The sequence below is a fragment of the Undibacterium sp. Di27W genome, assembly GCF_049340345.1.
Classification (GTDB): domain Bacteria; phylum Pseudomonadota; class Gammaproteobacteria; order Burkholderiales; family Burkholderiaceae_D; genus Undibacterium.
Window position 1 is genome coordinate 321,194 of record NZ_JBMPOS010000006.1, and the last position, 12,562, is coordinate 333,755.

The 12,562-nt window shown below is 50.2% G+C and carries 13 protein-coding genes and 1 pseudogene; 8 read left to right on the forward strand and 6 right to left on the reverse strand.

Going from position 1 to position 12,562, the window contains the following annotated elements:
* Position 1 precedes the first annotated feature (1 nt).
* From cdd to creD, 4 genes are all read left to right on the forward strand, one after another.
* Entirely contained in the window at positions 2–403 is a 402-nt protein-coding gene (gene cdd / locus ACO0LF_RS14840; protein WP_162039640.1) for a cytidine deaminase, read from the forward strand.
* Positions 404–471: 68 nt separating this feature from the next.
* A complete protein-coding gene (gene creB, locus ACO0LF_RS14845) occupies positions 472–1,194 on the forward strand; it encodes a two-component system response regulator CreB (RefSeq protein WP_423015196.1) in 723 nt (240 codons plus the stop codon).
* Positions 1,191–2,630, forward strand: a complete 1,440-nt coding sequence (gene creC, locus ACO0LF_RS14850) for a two-component system sensor histidine kinase CreC (RefSeq protein ID WP_423015198.1) — start codon at positions 1,191–1,193, stop codon at positions 2,628–2,630. The genes creB and creC overlap by 4 nt, the downstream gene beginning before the upstream one ends.
* 269 nt (positions 2,631–2,899) lie before the next feature.
* The gene (gene creD, locus ACO0LF_RS14855) at positions 2,900–4,324 is read left to right on the forward strand and encodes a cell envelope integrity protein CreD (RefSeq protein ID WP_423015200.1); all 1,425 of its coding nucleotides are present in this window, start codon (positions 2,900–2,902) and stop codon (positions 4,322–4,324) included.
* Positions 4,325–4,396: 72 nt separating this feature from the next.
* Here creD and ACO0LF_RS14860 read toward each other — a convergent pair whose 3' ends face one another.
* From ACO0LF_RS14860 to ACO0LF_RS14875, 4 genes and pseudogenes are all read right to left on the reverse strand, one after another.
* Positions 4,397–4,870 carry a hypothetical protein gene (locus ACO0LF_RS14860; RefSeq protein ID WP_423015202.1) on the reverse strand — a complete coding sequence of 158 codons (474 nt, stop codon included), beginning with the start codon at positions 4,868–4,870 and terminating at the stop codon, positions 4,397–4,399.
* Between the two features lie 287 nt (positions 4,871–5,157).
* A pseudogene (locus ACO0LF_RS14865) lies at positions 5,158–5,658 on the reverse strand (cysteine hydrolase family protein); the annotation flags it as partial.
* Between the two features lie 183 nt (positions 5,659–5,841).
* A complete protein-coding gene (locus ACO0LF_RS14870) occupies positions 5,842–6,402 on the reverse strand; it encodes an HD domain-containing protein (protein WP_423015204.1) in 561 nt (186 codons plus the stop codon).
* Between the two features lie 11 nt (positions 6,403–6,413).
* The gene (locus ACO0LF_RS14875) at positions 6,414–6,791 is read right to left on the reverse strand and encodes a hypothetical protein (protein ID WP_423015206.1); all 378 of its coding nucleotides are present in this window, start codon (positions 6,789–6,791) and stop codon (positions 6,414–6,416) included.
* A gap of 90 nt (positions 6,792–6,881) precedes the next feature.
* Here ACO0LF_RS14875 and ACO0LF_RS14880 point away from each other — a divergent pair, with 90 nt between their 5' ends.
* The 4 genes from ACO0LF_RS14880 (at position 6,882) to ACO0LF_RS14895 (ending at position 9,952) form a co-directional block, all read left to right on the forward strand.
* Complete coding sequence (locus ACO0LF_RS14880; protein WP_423015208.1) at positions 6,882–7,250, forward strand: hypothetical protein; 369 nt, start codon at positions 6,882–6,884, stop codon at positions 7,248–7,250.
* Positions 7,251–7,454: 204 nt separating this feature from the next.
* Positions 7,455–7,853: a hypothetical protein gene (locus tag ACO0LF_RS14885; protein ID WP_423015210.1), complete on the forward strand. Its 399-nt coding sequence runs from the start codon at positions 7,455–7,457 to the stop codon at positions 7,851–7,853.
* Positions 7,854–8,207: 354 nt separating this feature from the next.
* Positions 8,208–8,882 carry a tetratricopeptide repeat protein gene (locus tag ACO0LF_RS14890; protein ID WP_423015212.1) on the forward strand — a complete coding sequence of 225 codons (675 nt, stop codon included), beginning with the start codon at positions 8,208–8,210 and terminating at the stop codon, positions 8,880–8,882.
* Positions 8,883–9,001: 119 nt separating this feature from the next.
* Positions 9,002–9,952, forward strand: coding sequence for a tetratricopeptide repeat protein (locus ACO0LF_RS14895; RefSeq protein WP_423015214.1), 951 nt, complete (start codon positions 9,002–9,004; stop codon positions 9,950–9,952).
* A 64-nt stretch (positions 9,953–10,016) separates the two neighbouring features.
* Here ACO0LF_RS14895 and ACO0LF_RS14900 read toward each other — a convergent pair whose 3' ends face one another.
* Both ACO0LF_RS14900 and ACO0LF_RS14905 read right to left on the reverse strand, forming a co-directional pair.
* The gene (locus ACO0LF_RS14900; protein WP_423015216.1) at positions 10,017–11,006 is read right to left on the reverse strand and encodes a DUF4424 family protein; all 990 of its coding nucleotides are present in this window, start codon (positions 11,004–11,006) and stop codon (positions 10,017–10,019) included.
* Positions 11,007–11,028: 22 nt separating this feature from the next.
* Positions 11,029–12,276, reverse strand: a complete 1,248-nt coding sequence (locus ACO0LF_RS14905) for a putative Na+/H+ antiporter (RefSeq protein ID WP_423015218.1) — start codon at positions 12,274–12,276, stop codon at positions 11,029–11,031.
* Positions 12,277–12,562 lie beyond the last annotated feature (286 nt).

The following is a 12,562-nucleotide window of genomic DNA, read 5'->3' on the forward strand; positions in this document are numbered from 1 at the left end:
CATGTTTAACAAAAGTGAACTATTGCAAGCTGCCAATACAGCCCGTGAATCCGCTTATGCGCCCTACTCCAAATTCAAGGTCGGCGCAGCCGTTTTGACCAAGGATGGCAAGACTTTTCATGGCTGTAATGTAGAAAATGCCTCTTATGGTTTGTGCAACTGTGCTGAACGCACTGCCCTGTTTTCTGCCATTGCTGCTGGTTACCGCCCTGGCGATTTTGCCGCCATCGCCGTCACTGGCGATACCGAAGGCCCAATCGCTCCTTGCGGTGCCTGCCGCCAGGTCATCATCGAACTGGGTGGGCCAGAATTGCCAGTGCTGCTGACTAACCTTAAAGGGGATGTCAAGACCACCACCGCAGGCGATCAATTGCCAGATGCGTTTTACCTGAAACCAGAATAAGCTTCCACCATCCCGCACAGCATGACAATATCCTGTGCGGGATTTTCCACCTCTCTATCATCTCCTGCATGAGCAAATCCATACTGATCATCGAAGATGAAGTCAGCATTGCCGACACCCTGGCCTACGCCCTGAAAACCGACGGCTTCATACCACAACACCTGAGCCTGGGCCAGCAAGCACTGGAACTACTGCGCACGACGACCACACCACCTGCCCTGATCGTGCTCGACATAGGTTTGCCTGACATCAGCGGCTTTGATGTCTGCCGCCAGTTGCGCCAGTTCTCGGATACACCCGTGCTGTTTTTGACCGCACGCAATGATGAAATAGACCGCATCGTTGGCCTGGAAATCGGCGCTGACGATTATGTCAGCAAACCCTTTTCACCACGCGAAGTAGTAGCCCGCATACGTGCGATTTTGCGGCGTCAGCAAGGCAAGGTGCAAACCGCGGCAGACATTGCCGCACCCCGTTTTGAATTGAAACCGCAAGAAGCGCGCATCATCGCCTTTGGCCAGACGCTGAACCTGACCCGTTATGAATACCTGCTGCTCAAGACGCTCATGGAGAGCCCCGGTCATTTATTCTCGCGTGCGCAGCTCATGGATATCGTCTGGACCAATGCGCCAGATACCCTGGAGCGTACTGTCGATGCCCACGTCAAATGCCTGCGCGCCAAACTGCGCCAGGCCAGGCTCAGCAGCACAGGCATCGCTGATGATGCCGAAGCAAATGATGAAGGCATCATCACCCACCGCGGCATGGGCTATAGCTGGTCACCGACATGAAGATAGGCCTGCGCATATTGCTGGGTTATTTCTTGATACTGGGCCTGAGTGCCTGGCTGATCCTGAATGTAGTCGTCGAAGAAATCAAGCCCGGCGTGCGCGCCACGCTGGAAGACACCCTCATCGATACGGCCCAAATGCTGGCCACCCTGGTGGCAGACGATGTGGCGACAGGCAAAGTCACTGACAATGATTTGATGAAACGCCTGCAAAACTATGCCCAACGCAGTATCGATGCCAACATCAGCGGCATACGCAAGACCAGTCTTGACTACCGCATCTATATTACCGACATCAAGGGCATCGTCATCTTTGACAGCGATGGCAAAGATGTGGGCCAGGATTACTCACGCTGGAATGACGTCAATCGCACCCTGCAGGGCAAATACGGTGCACGCAGTACCCGCAGCAAGGCCGCAGATGAAGGTAGTAGTGTCATGCATGTGGCCGCACCCATCCTCGATCATGGTCGCATCATCGGTTCATTGACAGTCGCCAAACCCATCGCCACCATCAACCCGTTTATCTGGCGCAGCCAGCGTAAAATACTGCAACGCAGTGCCTGGCTGTGGCTGGGCTCTCTGCTGATAGGCCTGGGATTTTCTTGGTGGCTGAACCGCACTTTGCGCAAACTGCAAACCTATGCCGCCAGCGTAGAAAATGGCGAAAAAACCAGCCTGCCTGAACTCGGCAATAATGAAATCGGCAGCCTCGGCCGCGCCCTCGAGGCCATGCGCGACAAGCTCGAAGGCAAGCAATATGCAGAACAACTCATGCACACCATGGCGCATGAGTTGAAGAGCCCCATCGCCTCGATACAAGGCTCGGCCGAACTCATGCGTGAAGACTTGCCTGCCGCAGACAGGCAGCATTTTTTGAATAACATCCTTGAACAGAATGCCCGCCAGCGGCAATTGATCGACAAATTGCTGGCCCTGGTCAAGCTGGAAAAACAGCAAAGCCTGACCCATGTGCAATTGGTCAACATCCCTCGCCTGCTGGCGCTGGTGGTGGAAGATGCCCAGCCCAGATTGCACGCCAGGTCACTGCAATTGCAGCAAGACATGGACGCAGGCATCAGCAGCATCAGCGGTGATGAATTGCTCTTGCGCCAGGCGCTGGGCAATTTACTCGACAATGCCATCGCCTTTGCCCCTGCTGGCAGCCGCATCAGCATCGCAGCCCACCTCATCAATCAGCCTGATGGCACAGCATCCCTGCAAATCAGCATCAGCGACCAGGGGCCGGGTATCCCCGACTATGCCCTCGATAAAATCTTTGACCGTTTCTACTCCCTGCCACGCCCAGATGCCGCCAAAAGCACAGGACTGGGTTTGCCATTTGTGCGTGAGGTGGCGCTGCTGCATGGGGGGAGTATCAGCGTGGAAAATCAGGCTGATGGCGGCGTGCGGGTTATTTTGAGTCTGGGAGTATAAATAAACGTAGGTTGGGCCGGGCCTCGCTAGGCTGCGGGGTATCAGCCCAACACTGGGCCTCAATAAACGTATACGTTATTTAAACGCCGAGTGTTGGGCTGATGAGGCGTAGCCCAACCTACGATACTAGTGGCATTCGCCAATCAACATCAAACTCTTGAACTGGCTAACGTTTCCAACAACAAAGAAACACCCCACTTCACACAAACCACATCATCCCCGCACATTACTTTTTTACATTACAAGCTTCGCCATTACCGGAGCATGTCATGCAAAGAAGTCTGTTGTTCAAAATCGCCATCGTCGGCTTGCTGGCCATCTTGTTGTTTGTGCCGCTGGGCATGATACAAGCCACTATCTCGGAACGCATACATTACCGCGAAGAGGCAGTACGCAGTATCACGGCGGACTCTGTCAGTGAGCAGCTTATCGTCGGGCCAGTGCTGGTCGTGCCCTATACCGAAACCTGGGAAGATGAGAGCTTTGATGCAACGCTCAATAAAACCGTGCGTCGGCAGTTGTCGGCCAATAGAAAGCACTACATCTACCCGAATGACATGCAGGTCATGGGTAATATCGACACTGACCAGCGTTATCGCGGCATCCATAAAGTACTGGTTTATACCGGTCACCATAAAATAGCAGGTGACTTTATGCTGCCTGAATTGTCCAGCATGATACAGAAAGATAACCCCAAAGCCATCATCACCCTGACAGAAAAGCCTTATATTTCCATGGGCCTTAGCGATACCCGTGGCCTGCAAAATTTCCCCACGCTCAAATGGGGTGAGCAGGCCATAGAATTCAAACAGGGTAGCGGTCTCAGTGCTTTCCAGCGCGGCATCCATGCGAGCCTGGACGACGTTGAGCTGGCGAGCGCAAAACAAGTCAAGTTCAAGATAGACCTGGATGTCGATGGCATAGAAAAACTGAGCTTTGCGCCACTGGCAAAAAACAATCAGGTCAAGCTGTCTTCGAACTGGCAGCATGTGCAATACAGTGGCCGCTTCCTGCCTTCACCCAAGGGCAGGACCAATGATGACAAGGGTGTCAGCGCCACCTGGAATATTTCTTCGCTATCCAGCAATGCACAATTGCAAATGACCAAGCTGGAAAATGCGGGTGCAGCAGTCAACATGCGCGCAGGCAATCCGTCCGAAATAGGTAATCCCGAATCAGCAGCATCACCTATCGATGTCTTCAGTGTATCTTTCATTGAGCCTGTGAATATCTATAGTCAGGCTGACCGCGCCGTCAAATATGGCCTGATGTTCATCGCCCTGACCTTCGCCGCCTTCTTCTTGTTCGAAGTCTTGAAGCAATTGCCTATCCACCCTGTGCAATACACCCTGGTGGGTCTGGCGCTGGTGATTTTCTTCTTGCTGCTGGTCAGCCTGTCAGAAAAAATCAGCTTCGTGCTAGCCTACCTGACGGCCAGCGCAGCCTGTATTTTGCTCATCGGTATCTATCTGGCGAATGTGCTGCATAACTGGAAACGCGGCCTGGGCTTTGCTGGCGCGCTGACGATCTTATACGGCATTTTGTTTGGTTTATTAAGTTCAGAAAACAATGCCATGATGATGGGTAGCCTGCTGCTGTTTGCTGTTTTGTCTGGCATCATGCTGGCGACCCGCAAAGTCGATTGGTACAGCCTGGGCCAGCCTGTCACGGACAGCGCTTACGACCAGGTCTGATAAGTAGATTCAGCTCACGGTATAACCTCCAGAACCTGGCAGGCAGCATATGCAAGGTTCTGGCTTTTTTCTTCATGCATGGTCTATTGTCAGCCCTGCGTTGATCTCTGCCAGGCTGCGCATCAGGGTTTCGGAATAATGCAGGCCAGCGCCGGACGTGACATAGATCAGCCTCAGCAGGATGAAATATTCGCCTACACAAAAACTCGCCACAGCAGGCAATTTGCTCTTGACCTGCTCAATAAAGTCCAGCAATTGCGCCTCTTCTGCTAACCAGTTTGGCAAATTTGAGCCTGTCTGTACGTCTGCTGCATATTCCACCAGGCCTGTACACCATTGCCTGGTCCCGCCATGATTGGCTGGCGTCTCTGCACCTGCCAGATTGATCGTCACCTGTGCATCCAAGCCCCAGCGCTTGAGCGTCTTGCTGTTATTGAAGGTGCGGGATACCGCACCATCAAGTTCCTGCTCATCCGCCGCCAGGGCAAACCTGTCGGCATCAAATTCTTCTCCCCCTACTTCTACATAAAAACGCAATAATTTCATTCTTGCCCCCGTGTTCAGGATGTAAAAATGCGATGTCGTGTATTTTGCTATAGACCTGGTGGCTGGATACACCAGCCAGGCCATTTTATTCTAGTCGCAATTAAATTTTTTGCAATTTTAATCAACAAAGAGTGAGAAGACATGCTAGCCTGGATGCTCAACTGTCAATTTGCCTGACAGGACTGGAAACGCAAATCCTCAGTCTTGATCAGGCTGGCAAACAAGCCATTCAAAGTCATATTGTGATGCGCAATGATGGTACTGGCAGGAAGCAGCTCGGTGTCATTGCAGCTATGAGCATCTTCCACCAGAATGGCCTTGAAACCCAGCTCGCTGGCGGCGCGGCAATTGGTATCGATGCAGTACTGGGTTTTCAGGCCGCAAATGATGAGTTCCTGGATGTCTTGAGCACGCAATTGCTGCAATAAATCTGTCCCCTCAAAACAACTGGGCCTGGTTTTCTCAAATAAAGTGTCCCGCGCCAAATCAATTTCCAGTGAAGGCATGATTTGCCAGTTGGCACTGCCTGCTTCTATGGGTGAGCCTTGCGGGCCTGTGTGGCGCACAGCAAATACCGGCACCCCAGCAGCATGTGCCTTGGCCAGCACAAAATTAACGCTTTCCAGCAATTGTTCGGCTGCATGGATAGTGCGCCCGCCCTGAAACAGGCCCACCTGCATATCAATGACCAGCACGGCAGGGTTTGTATATGATTGTTGTTCCATCTTCATGACTCCTTTTTTTATCGTCAGATTGCCAGCGTGCAGGCAAGAAAAAACCCCGCTCATCGCTGGCGGGGTTTGCTGTATCAGGTAGCTTGCTCACTACCAGTGATGTCTCAATCAAGCATACACCAGCTAACCCCGCTACTACCTGTGGTAGTCGTGGTGGTGAAGCCGGTCGTGGTGATCAATTGAAATTTCATGCGAAGAGTGTAGTTTTTGCAAAAGCAATCGTCAAGCACAGGACATTTATTTTTTCAGGAATTGCGGATAGGTATTGATCTTGGCCTGCAAGCGCTGCGCCAGCCCAATATCCGCGATCAGCAATTCATCATGGATAATTTGCGCTTCATCGCGATAAGCCAGTATTTTTTCATTGCCCCAATAATGCGGCGGGTGATACAGATTGGTGATACGGTCCGCCATCTTGACCATCCAGATCTCTGCAGGTTGTTGCCGTATGCGATTGAGGCTGTCGCGCATCTGCTCGGCCTTGCTGGGCAATGCGGTATTCTTGGACAAGGCTTGCACCCCATCGGCCACGGCATGGCCAAACTCTGCCTTTAATTGCTCATAACTGGCGCTGGTATCTTCTATGGTGTCATGCAAGAGTGCACATTGCACGGCCAGGGCACCATCTGCCGTGGTATTGCCTTGCAAGGCCCAGATCACTTCCATGGCGACGCTGGCAATGTGATTGATATATTCGACCCGCTCACCCTCGACCTTACCACCATAGGTTTGCCCGCTATGCTGGCGCGACGAAAATGCCCAAGCTTTTTCATAGATATCAGGGGTCCAGTTATTCATGTGCATCCTTTTCACACTCGATTACATTTTCCAGTTTCACTGTTGATAGACTTCGTATTGCCTGGTTTGAACCAGAAATTTATCAAAATTTGAGTGAAATCAGTTAAGAACAAGAATGTCATGCCTGCTATCAGGCGCAACATACAGGTAAAGGAAGGGGCTGGTGAGGAGTAAATCAGCCCGGTTTTGATCGCTGCTGCCGGACGTATTTTACTACGTCTTTTTGATTGAAAAATCACAAAGTCACAAAATCCCGCATAAAAATCTAACCCTGTCGCAAAGATATCGCTTGCTGCAAATTTAATCAGGAAATGGGCTAGGCAAACAAAGCTTGGCTCATTAGAATGGCCGACCTTTCCAGACATGGGGCTGAAATTTGGCTGGTTCATATAGAAGCTGTTGCGAGACAACTCATGACTGCCGGTTTGCTTGTGACGAACATCATCAGAAAATCATATCAACAAAGGAGAGGACAGCACATGCATGACTATCGCTATAGCTATCTGAAATGTACCGGTTGTGGTGACACTTTTGATTTTCATATAGGCAAAAATACGGTCACATATACAGCCTGCGAAAGTTACAAAACTGCTTTTTCTGCCGAGCTTTACCATCAATCAGATAATCACTTTGAAACCGCAGACTCTGCGCAAGTGCCACCACTATTACTGTCGCCATGCTGGTGCCTGCATTGTGATTCAGCGACCTTGATAGAACGCATCCCTGATCTTGACGATTACATGAAAGCTGCAGCCTTGCGCAGGCTGCCAGAAGACAAGCGCGACCATCAGATCTGCGATAGATTGCTGGAGCTTGATGAGAGTGATTTTTTATTACACTATCAATGACGTCTGAACCGTAATACGCCAGCAAAATGCTTGCGCTGTGGCCACAGCTCATACCTGCCTATAGACGAGAGCAAGCGTGACACGGGCATTACGCATGAGGCATGCTGGAATAGTCCCATTCATTGTCATATGTCGCCCATAAGCTCCTGCAATTATGGCTGGCGGACTTGCTGTCATTACGATCTTGAGGGGAACCTTGTTGTCGTGGATCTAGTCACGCGCGATGAAAAAAATCAGAAAAGAGCAATACTTTTTTCGGCCCTGGAACGCAATGAATACCAGCAACCCCTGATCAAGGCAGCCTACGCCGTTTTTCTGAATCAAAGCCATCTGGCGATAGATTTACTAAAGCCGCTGGCAGATGCAGCAATACCTGAAGCCATGTGCATGCTGGGCGCAGTGTATCAGGCAGGGGCAGGCATAAACACTGATGCCGAGCTGGCGCTCAACTATTTGCTGCAAGCGCTTGAAGCTGGCAATGGCGTGGCCGCACACAACCTCTTCAATCTTTACCACAAAGGTATTGAGGGTATACCGGCCAACGAAGAAACCTGCCTGTATTACTTAGGCCAGGCGCGACAAATGGGCATGTATCACAGTTGACCAGTACGTCTATCAATTTGAGAAATCGGTTTTAGGGTCATCGTATTGTTGCATCAACACCAGGGAGATTGAACAATGGAAAGCTGCTATAACAGTTATTTGGAATGTACAGGATGCACTTCAAGGTTTCATTTCGAGCATCCGGGACAATCCCATTTTTACACAAACAGCAATACGAATGTACAGGCGTTCTCTAAGGAGAATTATCCCAGGAGTGACATCACAGGCCTGTTCACTTATTGTGACTCAAGCGCCGTATTTGTAAGTACATCAACCTGCTGGTGTCGGCATTGCAAATACGCAAGTCTGGTCGAGTACCTTCCTGATGCTGAGGTATACATCAAGGCGAAGGACTTGCGCAAGCTGCACAGCAGAGAGAAGCAAGACTGGTACTACCGCAATCTGCTCACCAAAGGTGATGAAGAATTTGCATTTCACTCTCAGCAAATGATGGCACGAACAGCTCCTCCAAAGTGTATCCGTTGTGGTTATAGTGATTACGTACTGATAGAAGAAGGCGAAAGAAACACCGGCATCGTGAATGCTTGCTGCGAGAACAGTTCTATAGAATATTATCCTCCACCTAATTTTGGTTCTGCGATTAGCCCGCCAGACATAGATTGCTATCACGCTTTGACAGGCGAGCTGAATTGGCTGCACATACATCAAAGAGCGGTCATTTCCTGCATGACTGATGACCCGTGTAAAGTTGATTTGCGTGCAGCAGCATGCGCTATCGTACGTCATAGGGAAAAGAAGGCCTTTGACATTCTTGAGACACTTTCAAAAGAAAACAGAACCCCTGCCATGACTGCTCTTGGTACTCTTTACTTGTTTGGTATTGGTGTTGAAGCCGATGGCGAACTGGCTATCCACTACCTCAGCAAGGCACTTGAGGCAGGCGACGGTCTGGCTGCAATGAACCTGAGCAGGATGTACTGGGCAGACATGGCGGGCATCAAGGCTGATGAAGAAAAGACCAAGTCTTTCCTGAGCACAGCTAGGAAGATGGGTATATATATTCGTTAGATGTTACTCGTGCCAAACAGCATTGCGTCCATTTTTTTGCCCTATTGCCGCACTGGATAGGCAAAATGAATTAGCACCAAGACGCAAACAGAACCGTGATATCAATGGAGAATACGTCTATGCTCAACTATCTTGGTAGTATTCTTAAATGCACTGGATGCGATCAGCAATTTAATTTTGATGCAGCTAATTGTTACGGTTACTACAGCAATCATTCCAGTAATCTGACTACGTTTTCCGACATTAATAATCCCCTGGATGATGTTACCGGGCTTCGTCATTATTGCGAGGTGGACAGTATCCCTCTGTTAATGTCGCCATGCTGGTGTTTGCACTGCAATACGGCGACATTTATAGAACGCTTACCTGATATTGAGCAGTACATGAAAGCATCAGCCTTGCGACGTCTGCCCCCAAAAAAAGCAAGAAATCATCATATCTATGACAGCCTACTCGAATTGGAAGATACCACCTTTGCTTTACATTATCAGTGGCGACTACAGCGCATTACAGCACCAAAATGTCTGCGCTGCGGTAACAGTGCATATATTGCCATAGACGAAAATAAAAAAGACACTGGCATTACGCATGAGGAATGCTGGAACAGCCCTATCGAATGCGTCTCCTCACCATGGTTTTCTATGGGACACATCCGTACATCTTGTTACTATGCTTTGGACGGAAAGCTGAACTGGCTGCATTTGGATGGCAGTGCCGTCATATCTTGTATGACAGATCATCCATGCCAAGCCGATTTGCGCGAGGCCGCCTATGCGATCATCCGGAAAGATACTGCGCCCGCACTGGACGTTTTGCAGTCCCTTGCCAGGGAGGGTATCTCTGCAGCGATAACAGGTTTGGGCGGGCTTTACCAGACTGGCATGGGTGTAGAGCCAGATGGCAAGCTGGCGCTGCATTATCTAAGCAAAGGGCTGGCAGCAGGAGACGGTATTGCCGCAGTTAATCTGGCCGGGCTATACCGGTTTGGTGCGACCGGTGTCGACAAGAATGAAGAAATTTCATGGTCATATGCACGCATTGCCAGAAAAATGGGGATATTCTTATATTAGGGCGTATTGACATATCTTTTAGCTATAGACCACATAAAAATCTTCGTCAGTTTGCGTGCATGGCTTACTTAAGGCGCGGTGCCTGATCGTCCTCAGGCGTCATGGCGCCGGGATCGATATTCCCAAAGAAAATGGACAAGTCAGCCGTCGGTTTGAAATTCAGCAGGCGCAGCTGTAATTTTGTCGGCGATATGCGCTTGAAGTCCCCCGGGAAGCACAGGGTAATCAATTCCTGTGGATCTTCCTTGTTCAGGTTCAGGGTGAAGTCTTCTATGCCATTTTTCCAGGTATTGCCAGTCTTGAGTATGTAATCCACCACGGTATTGGTGACGCGCACATTGTCCTTGTCGGTAGCATGCAATTTGCGCCAGGAGTCGAGATAGGTTTTATCTGCACAATACGGTTTGACCTGCTTGTCCATGGAACCTGATTCTGAGGGGCCACCAGATCGGAAAGGCGCATAATCATGGTGTACACGAATGATTTTTCCTGCCGGGAATTTCTGCTGCCACTGATAGGCGATGCGCACTGTCCAGCCAGGTACAGGCTCACCCATATCTTTCAGGTAGCCTTTCTTTTGCAATTGCGCCATTTGCTTAGTGCTCAACTGCTTGACCTTGACATTGAAAGGGCTTTCTCGTGGGAAGTAGGCAATCTGTTCGTCGCTCAAGCCTATCTTCCTGAGTTCGCCACTTATGTCCTCAGTACTTTTTGCTGATTCAAATGCCTGTATGATGGTTTTATACCCTACGGTTTTACCATCGACACTGATGGTAAAACCACTAGGTTGCCCGGCGTGACGAGGCGAGGGATCTACCTCATAATCCGGCAAGGGAAAGAATATGGTTTCCGTAATGTCCGCATCTGATTCGTTGAGAAACTCATAGTCGACCGATATTTTTTTCCAACTGACATTGAGCACCTCTTTCTTCATGGCGATAGCTTCAGTTTTTCTGAACACGATACCACCTATACCGAGTGATCCTATGCCATCGTTTGCCATGACATGGAATGAAGAGAGTAAGAGCAAAGGCAGTATCCAGATTTTTTTCATATCATTTTCATTCAATTCAAATTCATAACAAAAACATCAAAGCCGCCACCGCCGTCGGCGGCAAAGCCCCCAGCAGCAAACCCAGCGCGCCTATGGACTCATCATTGAAACCACGCTTCAATAAAGCCACACCTGCAGGATTGGGCGCATTCGCAATCACGGTCAAACCGCCACCGGCAACAGCGCCCGCCACCAGCAAGTATTTGGCTTGTTCACTCAGGCCAGCAATCAGTGAGCCCAGGTAAGTCAGCGCAGCATTATCTGTAATCGCCGTCAGGCTGATCGCAGCAAAAAACAGGGTATGCGGTGCCAGGCCAGAGACGATGGGTTGCAACCACCATTGCTGCATACCGCCCAGCACCACCAGCCCCGCCAGGAAGAAACCTACCAGCAAACCTTCTTTCAAGATCAGGGGGCTTTGATAACGTTCATACGCCTGGGTATAGCCCATGAAAAACAGGAACAGGCCAAGAAAAAATACTGGATGATGCGCGAACAAAACCACGCCCGCCAAAAATGCCAGATGGATGAGGCTGACGATGAGGGGTACAGGCTCAACTATTACCGACTCTGCACTCGCTGCAGCAGCAATATGCTTGCGCAAAACCAGGGTCACGACAGTCGCATTGAACAACACGGCTGCCAGGGCTTTCCAGCCAAAAGTCGCCAGCATGAAAGCGCTATCCCATTGCCAGGCCGCTGCCACCATCAACACCGGCGGTGCGGCGTAAGAAGTCAGCGTACCACCGATAGAGACATTGACGAACAGCACGCCCAGGGCAGCATACTTCAGCCACTCTGGCATACCCTGGCGGAAGATTCTTGGAGCCAGCATCAGGGCAGCCAGGGTCATTGCGGCAGGTTCGGTGATCAGTGAGCCCAGCAGTGGCACCACGGCCAGCCCGAACCAGACCAGGGCGATGGCATCTGGCACAGGCGTCCAGGCAGCCAGGCCCTTGAGCACGCGCCCGACTATCTCCAGCACTGGCCGTGAAGCGGCCACCACCATGACGACGAAGACAAACAAGGGTTCGGTATATTGGCGTGATTCGGCATAGTTCACAGCAGCTTCACCACCCGCAACCAGGGCCATGACCACGATGAGTACAAAGGCCCAGAAACCAAACACGACCTCCACTTCACCGAGCAAATGAAACAGGCCCGCATGGGTCACATTTTTATGTGCCAACACTTCAAAAAACTTGGCGCTGAAAGTGTGCAGCAGGGCCAGACCAAAGGTCACGGCACCTAATGTTTCCATTAAAGTCATTACTGTTTTCTTTCCTCGAATATGGATACATATCTTACACGAGCTTACTCTGACTTACGACAAAAACCGGTGTAAGATGGTTTGCTATTCATCTTCCTGTCGTACGTCTTTTAAGCGCAAGAAAAGACTGTTTTTTGCCTGCTCCATGCCGCCTTATACCCGCTTGATTGCTATTTTCATTTTCATGATTTTTCTGCTCTCCCACGTAAATCTATGCAAAGAACTGGTCGTACATCGCATTGCAGAAAAAAGGAAATGAATCTGAATTTAAAAGAAATTAAAAAGA

What these genes read in the sequence shown, in the direction of transcription:
- ACO0LF_RS14905 (WP_423015218.1), bottom strand. Translation starts at nt 12,276, where the DNA reads ATGACTTTAATGGAAACATTAGGTGCCGTGACCTTTGGTCTGGCCCTG.
- creB (WP_423015196.1), top strand. Translation starts at nt 472, where the DNA reads ATGAGCAAATCCATACTGATCATCGAAGATGAAGTCAGCATTGCCGAC.
- ACO0LF_RS14875 (WP_423015206.1), bottom strand. Translation starts at nt 6,791, where the DNA reads ATGAACCAGCCAAATTTCAGCCCCATGTCTGGAAAGGTCGGCCATTCT.
- creC (WP_423015198.1), top strand. Translation starts at nt 1,191, where the DNA reads ATGAAGATAGGCCTGCGCATATTGCTGGGTTATTTCTTGATACTGGGC.
- ACO0LF_RS14860 (WP_423015202.1), bottom strand. Translation starts at nt 4,870, where the DNA reads ATGAAATTATTGCGTTTTTATGTAGAAGTAGGGGGAGAAGAATTTGAT.
- creD (WP_423015200.1), top strand. Translation starts at nt 2,900, where the DNA reads ATGCAAAGAAGTCTGTTGTTCAAAATCGCCATCGTCGGCTTGCTGGCC.
- ACO0LF_RS14895 (WP_423015214.1), top strand. Translation starts at nt 9,002, where the DNA reads ATGCTCAACTATCTTGGTAGTATTCTTAAATGCACTGGATGCGATCAG.
- cdd (WP_162039640.1), top strand. Translation starts at nt 2, where the DNA reads ATGTTTAACAAAAGTGAACTATTGCAAGCTGCCAATACAGCCCGTGAA.
- ACO0LF_RS14880 (WP_423015208.1), top strand. Translation starts at nt 6,882, where the DNA reads ATGCATGACTATCGCTATAGCTATCTGAAATGTACCGGTTGTGGTGAC.
- ACO0LF_RS14870 (WP_423015204.1), bottom strand. Translation starts at nt 6,402, where the DNA reads ATGAATAACTGGACCCCTGATATCTATGAAAAAGCTTGGGCATTTTCG.
- ACO0LF_RS14900 (WP_423015216.1), bottom strand. Translation starts at nt 11,006, where the DNA reads ATGAAAAAAATCTGGATACTGCCTTTGCTCTTACTCTCTTCATTCCAT.